The organism is Zavarzinia sp. CC-PAN008 (assembly GCF_051903925.1).
Classification (GTDB): Bacteria; Pseudomonadota; Alphaproteobacteria; order Zavarziniales; family Zavarziniaceae.
Map to the genome: position 1 here is coordinate 217,985 of NZ_CP173678.1, position 16,406 is coordinate 234,390.

The 16,406-nt window shown below is 67.7% G+C and carries 17 protein-coding genes; 6 read left to right on the plus strand and 11 right to left on the minus strand.

Features of this window, described 5'->3' with window-relative positions; genetic code table 11:
* Positions 1 to 48 precede the first annotated feature (48 nt).
* From ACI6GS_RS01115 to ACI6GS_RS01125, 3 genes are all read right to left on the minus strand, one after another.
* A complete protein-coding gene (locus tag ACI6GS_RS01115) occupies positions 49 to 1,122 on the minus strand; it encodes a polyamine ABC transporter substrate-binding protein (protein WP_439815935.1) in 1,074 nt (357 codons plus the stop codon).
* A gap of 406 nt (positions 1,123 to 1,528) precedes the next feature.
* The gene (locus ACI6GS_RS01120) at positions 1,529 to 2,566 is read right to left on the minus strand and encodes an ABC transporter substrate-binding protein (protein WP_439815936.1); all 1,038 of its coding nucleotides are present in this window, start codon (positions 2,564 to 2,566) and stop codon (positions 1,529 to 1,531) included.
* Positions 2,567 to 2,626: 60 nt separating this feature from the next.
* The gene (locus tag ACI6GS_RS01125; RefSeq protein WP_439815937.1) at positions 2,627 to 3,721 is read right to left on the minus strand and encodes an ABC transporter ATP-binding protein; all 1,095 of its coding nucleotides are present in this window, start codon (positions 3,719 to 3,721) and stop codon (positions 2,627 to 2,629) included.
* 410 nt (positions 3,722 to 4,131) lie between these two features.
* On the opposite strand from ACI6GS_RS01125, the gene ACI6GS_RS01130 reads away from it, so the two are divergent.
* On the plus strand, positions 4,132 to 4,605 hold the full coding sequence (locus tag ACI6GS_RS01130) for a chemotaxis protein CheW (protein WP_439815938.1): 474 nt from the start codon (positions 4,132 to 4,134) through the stop codon (positions 4,603 to 4,605).
* 51 nt (positions 4,606 to 4,656) lie between these two features.
* Here the strand turns inward: ACI6GS_RS01130 and ACI6GS_RS01135 are convergent, their stop codons facing one another.
* Positions 4,657 to 5,304: an XRE family transcriptional regulator gene (locus tag ACI6GS_RS01135; protein WP_439815939.1), complete on the minus strand. Its 648-nt coding sequence runs from the start codon at positions 5,302 to 5,304 to the stop codon at positions 4,657 to 4,659.
* Positions 5,305 to 5,375: 71 nt separating this feature from the next.
* On the opposite strand from ACI6GS_RS01135, the gene ACI6GS_RS01140 reads away from it, so the two are divergent.
* Entirely contained in the window at positions 5,376 to 5,834 is a 459-nt protein-coding gene (locus ACI6GS_RS01140; RefSeq protein WP_439815940.1) for a DUF6362 family protein, read from the plus strand.
* The gene (locus tag ACI6GS_RS01145) at positions 5,818 to 6,579 is read left to right on the plus strand and encodes a rhomboid family intramembrane serine protease (protein ID WP_439815941.1); all 762 of its coding nucleotides are present in this window, start codon (positions 5,818 to 5,820) and stop codon (positions 6,577 to 6,579) included. Before ACI6GS_RS01140 ends, ACI6GS_RS01145 begins: the two co-directional genes overlap by 17 nt.
* A 255-nt stretch (positions 6,580 to 6,834) precedes the next feature.
* Here the strand turns inward: ACI6GS_RS01145 and ACI6GS_RS01150 are convergent, their stop codons facing one another.
* Both ACI6GS_RS01150 and ACI6GS_RS01155 read right to left on the minus strand, forming a co-directional pair.
* A complete protein-coding gene (locus ACI6GS_RS01150; RefSeq protein ID WP_439815942.1) occupies positions 6,835 to 8,328 on the minus strand; it encodes a DEAD/DEAH box helicase in 1,494 nt (497 codons plus the stop codon).
* Positions 8,329 to 8,505: 177 nt separating this feature from the next.
* Entirely contained in the window at positions 8,506 to 9,087 is a 582-nt protein-coding gene (locus ACI6GS_RS01155; protein WP_439815943.1) for a hypothetical protein, read from the minus strand.
* 100 nt (positions 9,088 to 9,187) lie between these two features.
* On the opposite strand from ACI6GS_RS01155, the gene ACI6GS_RS01160 reads away from it, so the two are divergent.
* Both ACI6GS_RS01160 and ACI6GS_RS01165 read left to right on the plus strand, forming a co-directional pair.
* A complete protein-coding gene (locus ACI6GS_RS01160) occupies positions 9,188 to 9,466 on the plus strand; it encodes a type II toxin-antitoxin system ParD family antitoxin (RefSeq protein WP_439815944.1) in 279 nt (92 codons plus the stop codon).
* Positions 9,463 to 9,672, plus strand: coding sequence for a type II toxin-antitoxin system RelE/ParE family toxin (locus ACI6GS_RS01165; protein ID WP_439815945.1), 210 nt, complete (start codon positions 9,463 to 9,465; stop codon positions 9,670 to 9,672). The genes ACI6GS_RS01160 and ACI6GS_RS01165 overlap by 4 nt, the downstream gene beginning before the upstream one ends.
* 102 nt (positions 9,673 to 9,774) lie before the next feature.
* On the opposite strand, the gene ACI6GS_RS01170 is transcribed toward ACI6GS_RS01165, so the two are convergent.
* The 3 genes from ACI6GS_RS01170 to ACI6GS_RS01180 are packed head-to-tail and all read right to left on the minus strand — an operon-like array spanning position 9,775 to position 13,449.
* The gene (locus ACI6GS_RS01170) at positions 9,775 to 10,089 is read right to left on the minus strand and encodes a hypothetical protein (protein ID WP_439815946.1); all 315 of its coding nucleotides are present in this window, start codon (positions 10,087 to 10,089) and stop codon (positions 9,775 to 9,777) included.
* 5 nt (positions 10,090 to 10,094) lie between these two features.
* Positions 10,095 to 12,047, minus strand: coding sequence for a DNA topoisomerase IV subunit B (gene parE / locus ACI6GS_RS01175; protein WP_439815947.1), 1,953 nt, complete (start codon positions 12,045 to 12,047; stop codon positions 10,095 to 10,097).
* A 58-nt stretch (positions 12,048 to 12,105) separates the two neighbouring features.
* A complete protein-coding gene (locus ACI6GS_RS01180) occupies positions 12,106 to 13,449 on the minus strand; it encodes an MFS transporter (protein ID WP_439815948.1) in 1,344 nt (447 codons plus the stop codon).
* Between the two features lie 87 nt (positions 13,450 to 13,536).
* Here ACI6GS_RS01180 and ACI6GS_RS01185 point away from each other — a divergent pair, with 87 nt between their 5' ends.
* Positions 13,537 to 14,391, plus strand: coding sequence for an SMP-30/gluconolactonase/LRE family protein (locus ACI6GS_RS01185; RefSeq protein WP_439815949.1), 855 nt, complete (start codon positions 13,537 to 13,539; stop codon positions 14,389 to 14,391).
* Between the two features lie 81 nt (positions 14,392 to 14,472).
* Here the strand turns inward: ACI6GS_RS01185 and glnA are convergent, their stop codons facing one another.
* Positions 14,473 to 15,879 carry a type I glutamate--ammonia ligase gene (glnA, locus tag ACI6GS_RS01190; RefSeq protein ID WP_439815950.1) on the minus strand — a complete coding sequence of 469 codons (1,407 nt, stop codon included), beginning with the start codon at positions 15,877 to 15,879 and terminating at the stop codon, positions 14,473 to 14,475.
* Between the two features lie 112 nt (positions 15,880 to 15,991).
* Positions 15,992 to 16,330 (minus strand): P-II family nitrogen regulator, encoded by a 339-nt coding sequence (locus ACI6GS_RS01195; protein WP_439815951.1) that lies wholly within the window; start codon positions 16,328 to 16,330, stop codon positions 15,992 to 15,994.
* Positions 16,331 to 16,406: the final 76 nt, after the last annotated feature.

Below are 16,406 nucleotides of genomic sequence, written 5' to 3' on the forward strand. Positions count from 1 at the left end.
GTCTCAGTCAGTCAAAGGGCGGACCCTGCAACAGTGTTCGTCTTCCGCCTATTGCGCCAGCCAGGTGTTGAAGCGACGACGCAGCTCCTCGCCATTGTTGCCCCAGTAGTCGTAGTCGGCGATGAAGGCGGTCTTCATGTTCTCGGGCGCGGTCGGCATGGTGGGCAGGATCTTGGGGTCGATCTTCGCTGCCGCGTCCGGATTGGCGGGGCCGTAGGCGATCCACTTGGTCTGCTCGGCCATCGGCTCCGGCTGGCTGGCCCACGAGATGAAGCGATAGGCTTCCTCGGCGTTGGGCGTCCCCTTGGGGATCATCCACAGGTCGAAGTCCAGCTGCTGGTTCTCCCAGACGATCTTGAAGGGCTTGCCCTCCTTGTCGATCGCGGCCTGGATGCGGCCGTTCCAGGCGGTGGACATGATGACTTCGCCATCGGCCAGCAGCTGCGGCGGCTGGGCGCCTGCCTCCCACCACACGACGCTTGCCTTGATCGTGTCCAGCTTGGCGAAGGCGCGGTCCACGCCCTCCGGCGTCGACAGGACCTCATAGACCTTGTCGACGGCAACACCGTCGGCGATCAGGGCGAATTCCAGGTTGGCCAGCGGCGTCTTCCACATGCCGCGCTTGCCCGGGAACTTGGCCAGGTCGAAGAAGTCCGCCCAGGATGTCGGTCCATTGGGCAGCTTGGTCGAATCATAGGCAAAGATCGTCGAATAGGTGATGTTGGGAACGGCGCATTCGAAGAACTCGGCGCCGATCATCTTCTCCTTGGTGACGGTCGTGATCTTGGACCAGTCGATCGGCACGACCAGGCCCTCGTCGCAGGCCTGGCGGGCGACGGAGGTGTCGCTGTCGATCAGGTCCCAGGTGACGGAGCCGGCCTCGACCATGGCGCGGATCTTGGCGATCTCGCCGCTCCATTCGTCCTCGATGATCTTGGTGCCCATCGCGGTATAGGGCTTGAAGAACGCCTCCCGCTGGCTGAGCTGGTAGGCGCCGCCCCAGGATACGACTCGCAGCTCGGCGGCCTGGGCCGCCTCGCTGAATCCGGTCCCCAGGGCGCCAGCGGCAAGGGCCGCCAGGACCGACATCGACAGCATGCGGCGCGTGAAGGTGAACGTCATCGGCTTCTCCCTGCGTTCCGGCCCCCCGGCCGGTCGATTGCGAAGTCGTGGGTCGGCAGGGGCATCTGCCCGCTGCTTTCCTTCTCCTGTCCCGCTCCTGCTCGCTTTTTCTCCCCCGGCAGTCCTTGACCAGACCGGCCCCGACGGCGTGCCGTGCGCCCCGCCGGATCCGCCCGGGGCCTGCCCGCCCCGGATTCCACAAACCATTCCTGCAATTACCGGGCCACGACCATCGGCTTGGCCTGCGATCCGCCGGTCAGGCGGCCGCGACCGTTGCGCGGGCGACCATCAGTACACTTACAACAGCTCCGGACCGCCACCGGCTGACCGACATGACACCCAATCCTTCGGCTTGGCGTGGACGCCCGGCGCGCAGCCGGGCGTCCCGTGACGAACCTGGCGTCCCTTACTGGGCCAGCCAGGTGTTGAAGCGGCGACGCAGTTCCTCGCCGTTATTGCCCCAGTAGTCATAGTCGGTGAACAGCGCCACCTTCAGGTTCTCGGGCGCGGAGGGCAGCTTGGGCAGGACCGCCGCGTCGACGAACGGCGCGGCGTCCACATTGGCCGGGCCATAGGCGATGTACTTGCTCTGGTTGGCCATGACATCGGCCTTGCTGGCCCAGGCGATGAAGGCCCAGGCCGCATCCGTGTTGGGCGAGCCCTTCGGAATGGCCCACAGGTCATAGTCGGGCAGCTGGCCCTCCCAGATGATCTTGAAGGGCTTGCCGTCCTTGTCGATCGCGGTCTGGATGCGGCCGTTCCAGGCGGTGGTCATGACCACCTCGCCGTCGGCCAGGAGCTGCGGCGGCTGGGCGCCCGCTTCCCACCAGACGACGCTGCCCTTGATGGTGTCCAGCTTGGCAAAGGCGCGATCCACGCCTTCCGGCGTCGACAGCGTCTCATAGACCTTGTCCAGCGGCACGCCGTCGGCGATCAGCGCGAACTCCAGGTTACCGTACGGGTTCTTCTGCAGGCCGCGCTTGCCCGGGAACTTGGCCAGGTCGAACAGGTCGGCGACGCTGGTCGGAGCAGGCGTCAGCTTGGTCGTGTCATAGGCGATGATGGTCGAGTAGAGGATCGTGGTGACGCCGCATTCGAAGGCGTCGGAGCCGATCATCTTCTCCTTCGGTACGCCGATCTTTTCCCAGTCATTGGGCAGGATCAGGCCCTCGTCGCAGGCCTGGCGCGCCGTCTGCGTGTCGACGTCCACGACGTCCCAGGTGACGGATCCGGACTCGACCATGGCGCGGATCTTGGCGATCTCGCCGCTGTACTCGTCCTCGATGATCTTGGTGCCCGTGGCCGCCGTGTATGGCTTGAAATACGCCTCCCGCTGGCTCTCGGTGTAGGCGCCTCCCCAGGACGTGATCCGCAGGTCCGCGGCATGCGCCGCGCCCGCGATTGCTGTCAGCGCCAGAACGCCAGACAGGAGTGTCATTCTCATTCGTCAGGCTCCCTCAACCGCCGGCGTCGTGCCGGCTCTCCCCCAAACACGGCCGGAACCTCAGGGCGCGTCGAGCGCCCTGCAATCCTCGGCCTTGAACCCGATTCTGACGACGGCGCCCGCCGCATAGCGCGGCCGGCCGGCGCTGTTGGGCACCTTGATGTCGAACTCGGTGCAGCCGGGCACGTGCATGCGCACGCGGCTGTGGTCGCCGACATAGATCACCTCGTCGATGCGGCCTTCCAGGATGTTGGGCACGCTCCCCTCGGCCGGCTGCAGCACCACCCGCTCCGGGCGGATCGACAGGGTCGTGGCACCGCCGCTGGTGACGTTGACCGCGGTTGCCCGCACCGTCGTCGCCTCGCCCACCCGGACGGTGCAGGCGCCGTTCTCGATCGCGACGACCTGGCCGTGCATGCGGTTGTTCTCGCCGATGAACTGGGCGACGAAGGCGTTCACGGGCGCCTCGTACAGCTCGTCGGGACCGGCCAGCTGCTGGATCACGCCATCGTTGAAGACGGCGATGCGGTCCGACATGGTCAGCGCCTCGGTCTGGTCGTGCGTGACATAGACGAAGGTGACGCCCAGGCGATCGTGGATGTGCTTGATCTCGATCTGCATCCGCTCGCGCAACTGCTTGTCCAGCGCGCCCAGCGGCTCGTCCATCAGGATCAGCGCGGGCTCGAAGACCAGGGCGCGGGCCAGGGCGACGCGCTGCTGCTGGCCGCCGGACAGCTGGGCCGGGCGGCGATTGCCGAAGCCGCGCAGCTGGACCAGGTCCAGCACCTTCTCGACCTTGGTCGCGATCTCTGCCTTGGGCAGCTTGCGGACCATAAGGGGGAAGGCGATGTTCTCGCTGACCGTCATGTGCGGAAACAGCGCGTAGTTCTGGAACACCATGCCGATGTCGCGCTTGTGCGGCGGCAGGTTGTCGATGGGACGGCTGTCCAGGTAGATGTGGCCGCGGGTCGGCGTCTCGAACCCCGCAAGCATCATCAGTGTCGTCGTCTTGCCAGAGCCGGACGGCCCGAGAAGCGTCAGAAATTCGCCCTTCCTGACAGTCAGATCCAAGTCCTTGACGACCAGAACTTCCCCATCATAGGTCTTCTGGACGCCCTCGAACACGACGAACGCCTCAGCGACGTCGCGCTGCATTTGGGCAGTACGCCCAGCAGTCAGGACCGCGTTCAAGGTCGACAAGTGCGACTTAGATTTTTAACGAGCCAATACACGGTGTGCACCTCCCTCGCTGGCGCTCCCGGGCTCCCCCCTGTTGGGAAAACTCTAATGCCGCTTTTTGCGGCCGCACAACGGGATTCGTGCACGCTGGTCGCCAGTCGCACCGATTTATTCCAACCGGTATGGACCGGTTCGGGTGCGCCAGGCTGCCTGCCCAAAAGCGCGGCGCATGCTGTGTGCAAGTGGCGCGGATCAAGGCAGCGACGCGGGTTCACGCATCCTTAACGCGCGCTGGCGCACAGTGCGGGGCATTGGCGTCGCCATCCGTCGGCGCCCGCGGATTCGGGGCGGCCCGCCGCCCCAGGCTTTGAGGACACCGACCGGCCATGGCCACAGCGATCCAGGAACGCAAGGACCGCGCCCGCGCGGAGCACAGCCAGTACGTCACGATGACCGTCGCCGACCGCCTGCTGGGCCTGCCCATCCTGGAGGTCCACGACATCGTGGTGCCCGAGAAGATCGCGCGCGTGCCCCTGGCCCAGCCCGAGGTCGCGGGCCTGATCAACCTGCGCGGCAAGATCGTCTCGGCCATCGACATGCGCCACGTCCTGCGCGCGCCGCCGGCGGCGGCCGATGCGCGGCGCGTGGGCGTCACCGTCAGCCACAAGGGCGAGACCTATACCCTGCTGGTCGACGGCGTGGGCGAGGTGGTGGAGATCGATCCCGACACGCGCGAGCCCAACCCGCCAACGCTGGACGGCCGCTGGAAGCACCTGTCGAACGGCGTGGTTCGCCTGGAGCAGGGCCTGCTCGTCCTGCTCAATACAGACCGGGTGATGGACCAGGACATCCGCGGCTGAGGCCTCCCCAGCCACAGCAAGGCAGGCCCGCCGGCATGCGGGCCGCCCACTTCAGCGCCCTTCCCAGGCGCCCACGACGCGGTAGACCGCCTTCACCCGCGCCAGGGGCAGGGTGAACTCCCGCTCCTCCGGCCGGAATTCGCGCAGCGTGATGCCGTCACCGGCATGGCGCACGAACTGCTTCACATAGGCCTCGGTGTCGGTGCACTCCACCACCACATAGGCGTCGCGCACCGGCGGCAGGTTCGGGTTCAGGAACAAAAGGTCCCCCGCCCGGAACTTCGGTTCCATCGAATCGCCCACGGCATAGACGGCAAAGGCATTGCCCACGCCCCCCAGCGGCGGCGGCCGCCAGGTCCATTCCAAGGGCCGCCCCTGGTCGACGAACAGCGCGTCGCTGCCGCCGCGCGCCGCCCCGCACACCGGCAGGTCGCGCAACGCATCCGACAGCGGCAACGGCGCTGCGGCAATGGCCGGGCCGGCCGGAACATCGGCCATGCGCCCACCCCCCGCATCCGGCAGCAGGTCGCGCGGCGCGCAGCGCAGGGGCCCCGCCAGACGCACCATCCAGTCGACGGTCAGGCGCCGTTCGCCGCGCTCCAGCTTCACGATCTGGGACCGTCCCGTGCCGGCGGCATCGGCCAAATCCTGCTGGCTGAGGCCCGCGGCGCGGCGCATTTCGGCGATGCGATTCGACATACCCGGAATGTACCACTTGACGACGATATGGGCAAATGTTCTTCTTTTGTCTCATTTCGTGGAGACGGGCCATGTGGACAGGACAGGACGTTGCCGATTGGCTGGCCGAGGCGGCCGACACGCTCGCCCGCCTGCCGGACCCTGACGGCGCCTGGCGGCGGCGCATGCATGCGGCCTGGCCCGACATTGTCCAGGCGCCCGCCCTGGCGCAGGCCTCGCGCAGCGGTCGAACCCGGCCCGGCCCGCCCAGCGCCGCCGCGATCGACCGTCTGGACAAGGTGATCGCGTGGCTGTCCTGGCTGGACCCGGCGCAGCGGCGGATCGCCTGGGCACTGGCGTCCGGCATCAGCGCAAGCCGCCTGCGCGCCATGATTGGCTGCCACCGCAACACGATCGCAAACCGCCATGCCGCCGCCCTGCAGCGCATTGCCGGGCGGTTGAACGCCGAGGCGCGTCCGTCCCCGGTCGCAACGCCACGGGGACAGCCCTTCCCGGCCTTTGCTAGAAAGGGCGATGACCACCCGACGTGAGCCGCTGCTCAACGCCCCCGGCATCATCGTCGCCCTGATCGTCGCGATCCTGGGCATCCAGGCCCTGATCGGGGAGGTGCTGGCCATCGACGCCGCCAACCGCCTGTTCGGCGACTTCGCGCTCCAGCCGGCGCGCACGACCCTGCTGGTCATGCCCGGCCTCGCGGACCAGGTGGCGGCGGACCAGGGCTGGAACGCGGCAGACCTGATGGCCGTGGTACGCCAGGAGGCCCCCTATGGCGTTGTGTCGCTGCTGACCTATGCCCTGCTGCATGGTGGCTGGGTCCATGCCGGAATCAACTGCGCCTGGCTCCTGGCCTTCGGCACGGTCGTCGCCCGCAGGCTGGGCACGGGTCGCTTCCTGGCATTTGCCGCTGCCAGCGCGGTGTTTGCGGGCCTGGGGCACCTGGCGGTGCATCCACTGGACCTGTCGCCGTTGGTTGGCGCATCGGGCATCGTCATGGCCTGCATGGGCGGGGCCGCACGCTTCGCCTTCCGGCGTGACGGCGCGCACCTGCCCGCGATCCCGCTGGGCCAGGCGCTGACCGGGGGACCGGCGCTCAGCTTCATCGCCGTCCTCCTGGCGCTGGCCCTGCTGCCGGCGCTGGGCATCCGCATCGACGGCATGACGGATGGCCGCATCGCCTGGGAAGCGCACATTTTCGGGCTGGCCTTCGGGCTGCTGGCCTTTGGCTGGTTCGACCCGCCGGCGGCGCACCAGCCGGAGCCGGACGCGATCGCCTGAACCATCGGGTCCAGCGGCCTCAGGACCGCGACCCTACCTCAGTTTGAAAGAGTGCCGCGGCCATAGGGCTGGGGCAGGATCGGCGCACCGGGGGCCGCCGGGCCTGCGGCGACCGTGCAATTGGCTGCGCTGCGACAACTCCGCTCCAGCGTGGCCTGGATGCTCGCGATCGGGTCGGCGCAGCCGCCGAGGCCGACAAGGACAACTGCGAGCGGCAGAAGCGTGGCGCGACTCACGGCCGCGCCAGCCCGTGCGTCAGGACCGTGCGGCGCGGATTGGCTGGAGCATGAACGCCGGGGCATTGTCGCCAAAGCCGATCAGCGGCACATCGTCCATCGCGTCATCGTCGTCGCGGCGCCGCCGGCGGTCGTCGGGCCGGCGGCCACGCGGCTCCGCATGGCGGGCGGGCGCACGCTCGGCGGGGCGCTCGGGAGCCTCCTCGACCGCGCGCTCCTCGGCCATGCGCGGCGGCGCCTCGTCGCGGACCTCGGTCCGGCTGCGGCTGCTGCGACGCGGCCGTGCCGGCGCGTCATCCGCCTCGCCCTTGGCGGGCTTGTCGGCCTTGGGCGCCGCCTTGCGGCCACGACCGCGGCGCGGGGCCTCGTCCCCGCTCTCCAGGTTGGCTGCCTCGATGCCCGGCACTTCGACCTTGGGGATCTCCTTGCCGATGATCTTCTCGATCGCCGCGACATAGCGGGCATCATCCGGCACGGCCAGGGTGAAGGCGCGGCCTTCCTTGCCCGCGCGGCCGGTGCGGCCGATGCGGTGGACGTAATCCTCCGGATGGATCGGCACGTCGAAGTTGAAGACGTGGCTCATGTCGGTCACGTCCAGGCCGCGCGCCGCGACGTCGCTGGCCACCAGCAGGGTGATCTCGCCCTTCTTGAAGCGCTCCAGCGTGTCGGTGCGGACCGCCTGGGCCATGTCGCCATGCAGGCCGGCGGCGCTGAAGCCGTGCGCGGTCAGGCTCTTGTGCAGGACGTCCACGTCGCGCTTGCGATTGCAGAAGATGATGGCGTTGCGCACTTCCTCATTGCGCAGCAGGTTGCGCAGCGCCTGGCGCTTCTCCCGCGCCTCGACGATGACCAGCCCCTGCGTCACGGTCGACGCGGTGGTCGCGGCCCGGGCGACCGTCACCTCCACCGGCTGGTTCAGGAAGGCGTCGGTCAGGCGCTTGATCTCCGGCGCCATGGTGGCGGAGAAGAACAGCGTCTGGCGCTGGGCCGGCGTCATCTTGCAGATCTTCTCGACATCGGGAATGAAGCCCATGTCGAGCATGCGGTCGGCCTCGTCCACCACCAGGACCTGCACGCCGTTCAGCATGACGCGGCCGCGTTCCATGTGGTCGAGCAGGCGGCCGGGGGTCGCGATCAGCACGTCCACGCCGCGGTCCAGCTTCTTTTCCTGGTCGCCGAAAGACACGCCGCCGATCAGCAGGGCACAGGTCAGCTTGTGGTTCTTGCCGTACTTGTCGAAGCTTTCGGCCACCTGGGCCGCCAGTTCGCGCGTCGGCTCCAGAATCAGCGAGCGCGGCATGCGCGCCTTGGGCCGGCCGGCGGCCAGGATCTCGATCATCGGCAGCGTGAAGCTGGCCGTCTTGCCCGTGCCCGTCTGGGCGACGCCCAGGATGTCGCGCCCGGCCAGGACCTGGGGGATCGCCTTGGCCTGGATCGGGGTGGGCTCGCTATAGCCTGCATCGGCAACGGCCTGGAGAAGAGCTGGGCCGAGGCCGAGGTCAGAAAATGGCATCAAGAAAAAGCCTCATCGCGTCCGCAGGGCGAACCCCCGCGAACGATCCCGGCAAAGATGGCGATTGCGCGCGCGAAAGCAAGGCGTCGCAACGCCTCAACCCGCTTCAGCAGCGTATGGCAGCCCAGACAGACCCGCAAGTGTGGCCCGCGGGGCGCGCCTTATCGCGCGGTGCCGCTAGCAGCCGGGCACCAGGCAGCGGCTGGAATCGTGCGGGCTGCGCAGCGGAATGAGGGAGGAGATCAGCTCGCCCATGCTCTGGCGAAAGGCCGGATCCTCCACACTGGGAACCGCAGGCCCCTGCAGCACGGCGCGACTGATCGCGGTATCGCCCAGGCACAGAGCCGCCTGCACCTGCATGCCGCCGGGGCCGGTCGTCGGTATGGCCCCGCTGGAGGCGACACTGCACAGCGAATCGGGATTCGTGATCTGCACCGGGTTGAACACCAGCACGAGGCGGTTGCGGCCCTCGCGCGGCTCGACCCGGACATTCGCCAGGAAGGCTGGACCGGGCACCTGCGCCGCGATCTGGCCGGCATCGGCACCGCCGACCGGGCTGCCGTGGATCTCGGCCTTCAGGATGCCGTCACGGGCCAGCGACTGGACCAGCGTGGGGCTGTAGATCGCCTCCTGCCGCACATGCGTCAGGGTCGCCGCCTCGGCCCCCGTTAGGGCCGCACCAGACACAAGGCCAAAGACCGCCAGGCCCACAAGGCCAAGGAGACGCGCGCTGCGCGCAACAGCATGGATCGTGCTCATAGCCAGAAGATGCGCATCGCCCGCCAAGCCCGCAAGAGCGCCGCGGTCACATTCCGACGACCGTGCTAGGCTGGGCCAGGATTGATCGTGAGGTGTACCGATGACCATTGCCGTATCGCTCGGCCCCGACCTGGAGCGGTTCGTGAAGGAACAGGTCGCGAGCGGCCAATACTCTAGCGTGGAGGACGTCGTCCGCGCGGCGCTGGTCATGATGGAGGATGCGGCGAGCGGAGACGATCTGTCGGCCTTTGGAACCCTTGAATCCCTCCGCGCGAGAATTATCGAAGCCGAAGCAGATCCAAGGGACTACAGCTCCGAGGAAGCAGACAGGATCCTTGCAGATCATCGCGAAAAAAGGCTTGGATACAGTGCGACGTGACCACTCGGCTCGTTTACTCCAGGGCTGCGATCTCGGACCTCGCCGCGCTCGAGTCGTGGATTGCCAGCGAACAACCCAAAGCAGCGGAACGAATGATCGAAGAGATCCGAAACCGCTGCATGCTACTGGCTGAATTCGCGGAGATCGGTCCTCTTCGCCCGAGCTGGGCCGCGACATGCGCATCTTCCCCGTCCAGCGGCGCGTAGTGATTGTGTATCGTGTGTTTTGTGATCGGGTGAGGATCGTCAGGGTGTTCTATCGCGGCCAGAACTATGATCCCGCCAAAGGCACCACATCATGATCAATAACTAATCCAGAACTCTAAGAACAGTCCCTATTCCAACCAGCTTCGGCCCCTCCTGAATCCGCCATTCACGCCCAGCTACGATCTGACCCGCAAGACCGGGCCAATTGAGGAAGGTCACGACCACTTCGCGGCATTCGCCGGGATACCATTCGGTCGCAATATCCATGACGCCGATCGTCATCATCGAGTTGTCGGGACCGAAGAAATTGTGGTTCGGGCGGTAGCTTCCGCGAACAAACCGCGCCTTCCCTCCTTCGGCAGTCGAGAGAAGACGAACGGCGGCCAGCACTCGAACGATGTCGGGATCGCCGGCCACGGCCCCTAGACGTCCAAGGCCTGGGCCTGGGGGGCGCGCTCCTGGATGAAGCGGAAGCGCAGTTCGGGCTTGCGGCCCATCAGGCGGTCGATCAGGTCGGCGGTGCCGTCGCCGTCCTCCACCATCACCCGCAACAGGGTGCGCTTCGACTTCGCCATGGTCGTATCGCGCAGCTGTGCCGGCATCATCTCGCCCAGGCCCTTGAAGCGGCCGACATCGACGTGGGCGTTGGCCTTGAACTGCGACTTCAGCAGGCGTTCGCGATCGGCATCGTCCATCGCATAGACCGTCTTGGCGCCGTGCGTCAGGCGATAGAGCGGCGGCTGCGCCAGGTAGAGGCGCCCCGCCCGGACCAGGCCCGGCGTCTCGCGCCAGAAGAACGTCATCAGGAGCGAGGCGATGTGCGCCCCGTCGACATCGGCATCGGTCATGATGATGACCCGCTCGTAGCGCAGGTCCTCAAGGCGGAAGCGCGCGCCGGTGCCGCAGCCCAGCGCCTGGATCAGGTCGGACAGTTCCTGGTTCTGCGCCATCTTTCCCTGGGCGGCGCTGACCACGTTCATGATCTTGCCCTTCAGCGGCAGGACCGCCTGGGTCGCGCGGTCGCGGGCCTGCTTGGCGCTGCCGCCGGCCGAGTCGCCCTCGACCAGGAAGATCTCGGTCCCCGCGGCCGCCTCGGTCGAGCAGTCGGCCAGCTTGCCCGGCAGGCGCAGGCGGCGCGTGGCGCTCTTGCGGCTGACGTCCTTGTCCGCCTTGCGGCGCAGGCGCTCCTCCGCCCGCTCGATGACATAGGTCAGCAGGGCGTTGGCGCGCGGCGGATCGTCGGTCAGGAAGTGGTCGAAGCGATCCTTGACCGCGTTGTCGACCAGGCGCGTCGCCTCGACGCTGGACAGCTTCTCCTTGGTCTGGCCCTGGAACTGCGGTTCGCGGATGAAGATCGAGAGGAGCGCCGCGGCGGAGCCCAGCGCGTCATCGCCGGTGATGCTTGCCGCCCGCTTGTTGGCGACCAGTTCGCCATAGCCGCGCAACGCCCGGGCCAGCGCGCTGCGCAATCCCGCCTCGTGCGTGCCGCCGTCGGGGGTCGGCACGGTGTTGCAATAGGAATGGACGAAGGCATCGCCGTCCGCCGGCCAGGCGATCGCCCATTCGACACGCCCGCCCTCGACCTCGACCGCGCCGGCAAAGGGCTGGCCCGTCACCGTCTCGCTCTGCGCCAGGCTGGCCGCCAGGAAGTCCTCCAGGCCGCCGGGGAAGTGAAAGACCGCCTCGGCCGGGGTCTCGTCGCCGGCCTGGATCAGTTCGGGCGCGCAGGCCCAGCGGATCTCGACCCCGCGGAACAGATAGGCCTTTGACCGCGCCATGCGGTACAGCCGCCACGGCTTCATCACCGTCCCGGCGGGAAAGATCTCCGGATCGGGGGTGAAGCTGACACTCGTGCCGCGCCGGTTGGGGGCGGCCCCCACCTGCGCGATCGGTCCCTGGGGGATCCCGCGGGCAAAGACCTGGCGCCAGAGCTGGCGTTCGCGCGCCACCTCCACCACCAGTTCGGTCGACAGCGCATTGACGACGGAGGCGCCGACGCCGTGCAGGCCGCCCGAGGTCTGGTAGGCGTCGCCGCCGAACTTGCCGCCCGCATGGAGCACCGTGAAGATCACCTCCACCGTCGACTTGTTCGGGAACTTGGGGTGGTTCTCGACCGGGATGCCGCGGCCATTGTCCCGGATGGTCAGGCGGCCATCGGCCTCCAGATTGATCTCGATGCGGGTGGCGTGGCCGGCCACCACCTCGTCCATCGCATTGTCCAGGATCTCGGCCGCCAAGTGGTGCAGCGCGCGCTCGTCCGTGCCGCCGATATACATGCCGGGACGCTTGCGCACCGGCTCCAGCCCCTCCAGGACCTGGATGTGGCTGGCATTGTAGTCTTCGGATGCGCGGGTGGCAGAGAACAGGTCGGTCATCGAGGGCGTAGCGACTCACGAGAACAGAAGGGCACCGTGCGCCGCACTATAGCCCCAACTACCCCCCTGGCACCCCTGGCTCGTCGTCGCTGCTGGGCTCCACGTCGACCTGCCGCATTTCCGGGTGCCGCAGCACGATCGCAAGCGTGACGATCGAAAGCACGAGGCACAGCCAATACGGATAGAGCGGATCGAAGCGATAGAGCGGCAGGCCGATCAGCGGCGCCAGGATGAAGCCCGCGGCACCCGTGGCATTGGTCAGCCCCGCCACGCCGCCCTGCTCCTCCGGCTCCACCGCCAGGGAGGCCGCGGCGACATTGCCGGGCCTCGCCATGCCGGAGCCAAGGCCGGTCAGGACCAGGGCCATGACCAGCGGACCATAGGAGCGCGAGGCCAGGAAGATCACGAAGGCGACGATGATGACGACGCAGCCCGACCACAGCAGCGTGCCCGCCGACACGCGGAAGCGCTGCGCGATCACGATCTGCGCGAACAGCGCCGCCATGGACGAGGCCATCATGCCGACGCCCACCATCTGCGCCGCCTCGTGCACGTCGAGCTTGAGCTGGTCGATGAACAGGAAGCCCACCGTCTGGACCACGATGGCCATGGTCGTGCCCATCAGCAGGCCGACCACCAGATGCCAGCGCACGCGTGGGTCGAAGACGCTGAGACGCGGCCGGTCGGCCGACACCTGGGGCAGCGTGCGCTCGGGAAGCAGGAACCAGATCGCCGCGGCACTGGCCAGCGCCAGCACGGCCAGGCCATAGAACGGTGCCAGCAGCCCCAGCACGACCAGGGCGGAGGCCAGGCCCGGCCCCAGCGTGGCGCCCAGGCCGAACGCCGCCCCCAGGCCGGCGAGGTAGGGCGTGCGTTCCGCCCGCGTCGTGCGGTCGGCGATATAGGCCTGGGCCGAAGGCATGGAGCCCGAGCCCAGCACGCCATAGAACAGGCGGCTGGCGATCATCAGCGGCCAGGCAAGCGCGATCGCGATCCAGCCGGCCAGCGCCGCCTCGATCACCAGGGCGAACAGCACGGTCGAGATGGCAAAGCCGACCAGGCCCAGCAGGATGACGGGCCGCCTGCCCCACTGGTCGCTGCGCCGTCCCCACCACGGGCTGACCACGACCCAGACGATCGAGGAGGCCAGGAAGATCGAGCCGACCTGCCATTCCGCCAGCCCCATCTCCCGCGCCAGGGGCGGCAGGATCGAGAAGATGATGGTCTGCCCCATGCCCATGCAGCACAGGCACAGGAACAGCAGGCGGAAGGCCTGGCGCCGCTGCTGCGGTGTCGACGGCAGGAGCGGCGGCCCGCCCTTTTTCGCCACCAGGGGCGTGGGCGGCCCAGGGGGCCGGCTGGGATCAGGCGTGCGCGGTGTGTCAGGCGGAACTTGGGTCACGCTGCGCATCCTGGCGTGCCGGGAATCGAAACTCCAGCCGCTCCTTGTGCTCTGATGGCGCGACAAGAGAAACGGGAGGATCCAGGAATGGAACGCATCGCCACCGGCTTCGGCCTGATCGAGGGACCCAACTGGATCCGGGGCCACGGCTTCATCGCGTCCGACGTCCACCATGGCGGGGTCTGGTCGTTCCAGGATCCGGCCAAGCCGGTTGCCCTGATCCCGCATCGCAAGGGGGTGGGCGGGATTGCCCCCCATGCGGCGGGGGGCGCCATCATCAGCGGGCGCAATATCGGCCACAAGCCCTTCCCCGGCGAGAGCAGCACAGGCCGGATCTTCCTGGAGCAGGACGCCGCCACGGGCCGGACCGGCTTCAACGACCTGACGACGGACGCAACGGGACGGATCTATGCCGGCTCGCTGGGCCTCGACCCGTTCGGCGACCATGCGACCGGGCGCGCCGGCCACCTGTGGCTGATCGAACTCGACGGCAGCGCGCGGCAGGTGGCCGACGACGTGATGCTGACCAACGGCATCGGCCTGTCGCCCGACGGTCGACGCCTGTACCACGCCGATACGCTGCGCCAGCGCGTCAACGCGCATGACGTGGCCCCCGACGGCACGCTGGGTCCCCGCCAGGTCCTGGCCGCCTTTGGCGAGGAAGGGCCGGACGGCCTGGCGGTCGCGACGGACGGCACGGTCTGGGTGGCGCTGGCGCGTGGCGGCCGCGTCGCGGTGGTCGACCCCGCGGGCCGGGAGGTCCGCTCCATCCCGGTGCCGCAGCGCATGGTGACCAGCGTGTGCTTCGGCGGCGACGACCTGCGCACGCTCTATGTCGTCACGGGGTCGGACGGGTCCGGCGGCGATCGCGCCGGCAGCGTCTATCGCCTGCCGGTCGACATTGCCGGTGTGCCGCGGGCACCGGCGCGGGTCGCGCTCTAGCCTGTCCTGGTCGCCGTCGATACCGACAAAAAAAGGGCCCGGCGTTGCCGCCGGGCCCCTTCCCTCTGATCCTGTGACGGATCAGACGCTGTAGTACATCGCGAACTCGATCGGATGCGGGGTGTGCTCCATGGCATAGACTTCCTGCATCTTCAGCTCGATCCAGCTGTCGATCAGGTCGTCGTCGAACACGCCGCCCTTCTTCAGGAACTCGCGGTCCTTGTCCAGGCTCTCCAGCGCCTCGCGCAGCGAACCGCAGACCTGGGGCACCTGCTTCAGCTCTTCCGGCGGCAGGTGGTACAGGTCCTTGTCCATCGGCTCGCCCGGATGGATCTTGTTCTGGATGCCGTCCAGGCCCGCCATCAGCATGGCCGAGTAGGCGAGATAGGGGTTCGCGCCCGGATCGGGGAAGCGGACCTCGACGCGCTTGGCCTTGGGGCTGTTGCCGTGCGGGATACGGCACGAGGCGGAGCGGTTGCGGGCCGAATAGGCCAGCAGCACGGGCGCCTCGAAGCCGGGGATCAGGCGCTTGTAGCTGTTGGTCAGCGGGTTCGTGAAGGCGTTGAGCGCCTTCGCGTGCTTGATGATGCCGCCGATGTAGAACAGCGCCGTCTCGGACAGGCCGGCATAGCGGTCGCCCGCGAAGAGCGGCTTGCCACCGTTCCAGATCGACTGGTGGACGTGCATGCCCGAGCCGTTGTCGCCCTTGATCGGCTTCGGCATGAAGGTCGCAGACTTGCCGTACTGGTGCGCCACGTTGTGGATCACGTACTTGTAGATCTGCATGTTGTCGGCGGTCTTCAGCAGCGTGTCGAACTTGATGCCAAGTTCGTGCTGGCTGGGCGCCACCTCGTGGTGGTGCTTCTCGACCGGCAGGCCCATTTCCTTCATCACCGAGAGCATCTCGGCGCGCAGGTCGGAGGCGCTATCGACCGGGGGGACGGGGAAGTAGCCGCCCTTGATGCCCGGGCGGTGGCCCATGTTGCCCTGCTCGTAGCCCTTGGCCGAGTTGTACGGACCCTCGATCTCGTCGAGTTCGTACATCACGCGGTTCATGGAGACGTCGATCTTGACGTCGTCGAACAGGAAGAACTCGGCTTCCGGGCCGAACACGGCGGTGTCGCCGATGCCGGTCTGGGTCAGGTACGCCTCGGCGCGCTTCGCGAGCGAGCGCGGATCGCGGTTGTAGCCTTCGCCGCTGGTCTCCAGCACGTCGCAATAGATGATGAGCGAGGTCTGGACCGCGAACGGGTCGATGACGGCGGTGGACGGGTCCGGCATCAGGACCATGTCCGACTCGTTGATCGCCTTCCAGCCGGCGATCGACGAGCCGTCGAACATCGTGCCGTCGGTGAACAGGTCCTCGTCCACCATGTTGAGGTCGAGGGCCAGATGCTGCCACTTGCCGCGCGGGTCCGTGAAGCGAAGGTCAACGTACTTGACCTCCTTCTCCTTGATGAGCTCGAGCACGCTCTTAGCGTCAGCCATGTTCTCTTTCCGTCAGTTGAAGTTTCGTATCCCAACCCGACCGCTCCGGCATCACGGGGACGCCATGCACGACCGGACTACCCCTTAGTCTTCTTCCGTTGGCCAGCGGCCCTCAGATGGCATCCACCCCGGTTTCGCCGGTCCGGATGCGGATCACCTCCTCGATGGTCGACACGAAGATCTTGCCGTCGCCGATGCGTCCTGTCCGCGCAGCGGCCTGGATCGCCTCGACCGCGCGCTCGACCAGCTCGTCCTCGACCACGATCTCCAGCTTCACCTTGGGCAGGAAGTCGACCACATATTCCGCACCGCGATACAGCTCGGTATGCCCCTTCTGCCGGCCGAAGCCCTTGGCCTCGGTCACGGTGATGCCCTTGAGACCGATTTCCTGCAGGGCCTCCTTCACCTCGTCCAGCTTGAAGGGCTTTATGATCGCTTCGATTTTCTTCATTTGGTCCGACCAGGGCACGATGACTGCGAGCTCCCCTTCAGCGAGCCCTTTGCCACCCTTAAGCACGCCTCGTGCC

Excerpts from the sequence above, each read along its gene's own strand:
- ACI6GS_RS01115 (WP_439815935.1), bottom strand. The coding sequence starts at position 1,122 with ATGACGTTCACCTTCACGCGCCGCATGCTGTCGATGTCGGTCCTGGCG.
- ACI6GS_RS01120 (WP_439815936.1), bottom strand. The coding sequence starts at position 2,566 with ATGAGAATGACACTCCTGTCTGGCGTTCTGGCGCTGACAGCAATCGCG.
- ACI6GS_RS01125 (WP_439815937.1), bottom strand. The coding sequence starts at position 3,721 with ATGCAGCGCGACGTCGCTGAGGCGTTCGTCGTGTTCGAGGGCGTCCAG.
- ACI6GS_RS01130 (WP_439815938.1), top strand. The coding sequence starts at position 4,132 with ATGGCCACAGCGATCCAGGAACGCAAGGACCGCGCCCGCGCGGAGCAC.
- ACI6GS_RS01135 (WP_439815939.1), bottom strand. The coding sequence starts at position 5,304 with ATGTCGAATCGCATCGCCGAAATGCGCCGCGCCGCGGGCCTCAGCCAG.
- ACI6GS_RS01140 (WP_439815940.1), top strand. The coding sequence starts at position 5,376 with ATGTGGACAGGACAGGACGTTGCCGATTGGCTGGCCGAGGCGGCCGAC.
- ACI6GS_RS01145 (WP_439815941.1), top strand. The coding sequence starts at position 5,818 with ATGACCACCCGACGTGAGCCGCTGCTCAACGCCCCCGGCATCATCGTC.
- ACI6GS_RS01150 (WP_439815942.1), bottom strand. The coding sequence starts at position 8,328 with ATGCCATTTTCTGACCTCGGCCTCGGCCCAGCTCTTCTCCAGGCCGTT.
- ACI6GS_RS01155 (WP_439815943.1), bottom strand. The coding sequence starts at position 9,087 with ATGAGCACGATCCATGCTGTTGCGCGCAGCGCGCGTCTCCTTGGCCTT.
- ACI6GS_RS01160 (WP_439815944.1), top strand. The coding sequence starts at position 9,188 with ATGACCATTGCCGTATCGCTCGGCCCCGACCTGGAGCGGTTCGTGAAG.
- parE (WP_439815947.1), bottom strand. The coding sequence starts at position 12,047 with ATGACCGACCTGTTCTCTGCCACCCGCGCATCCGAAGACTACAATGCC.
- ACI6GS_RS01185 (WP_439815949.1), top strand. The coding sequence starts at position 13,537 with ATGGAACGCATCGCCACCGGCTTCGGCCTGATCGAGGGACCCAACTGG.
- glnA (WP_439815950.1), bottom strand. The coding sequence starts at position 15,879 with ATGGCTGACGCTAAGAGCGTGCTCGAGCTCATCAAGGAGAAGGAGGTC.
- ACI6GS_RS01195 (WP_439815951.1), bottom strand. The coding sequence starts at position 16,330 with ATGAAGAAAATCGAAGCGATCATAAAGCCCTTCAAGCTGGACGAGGTG.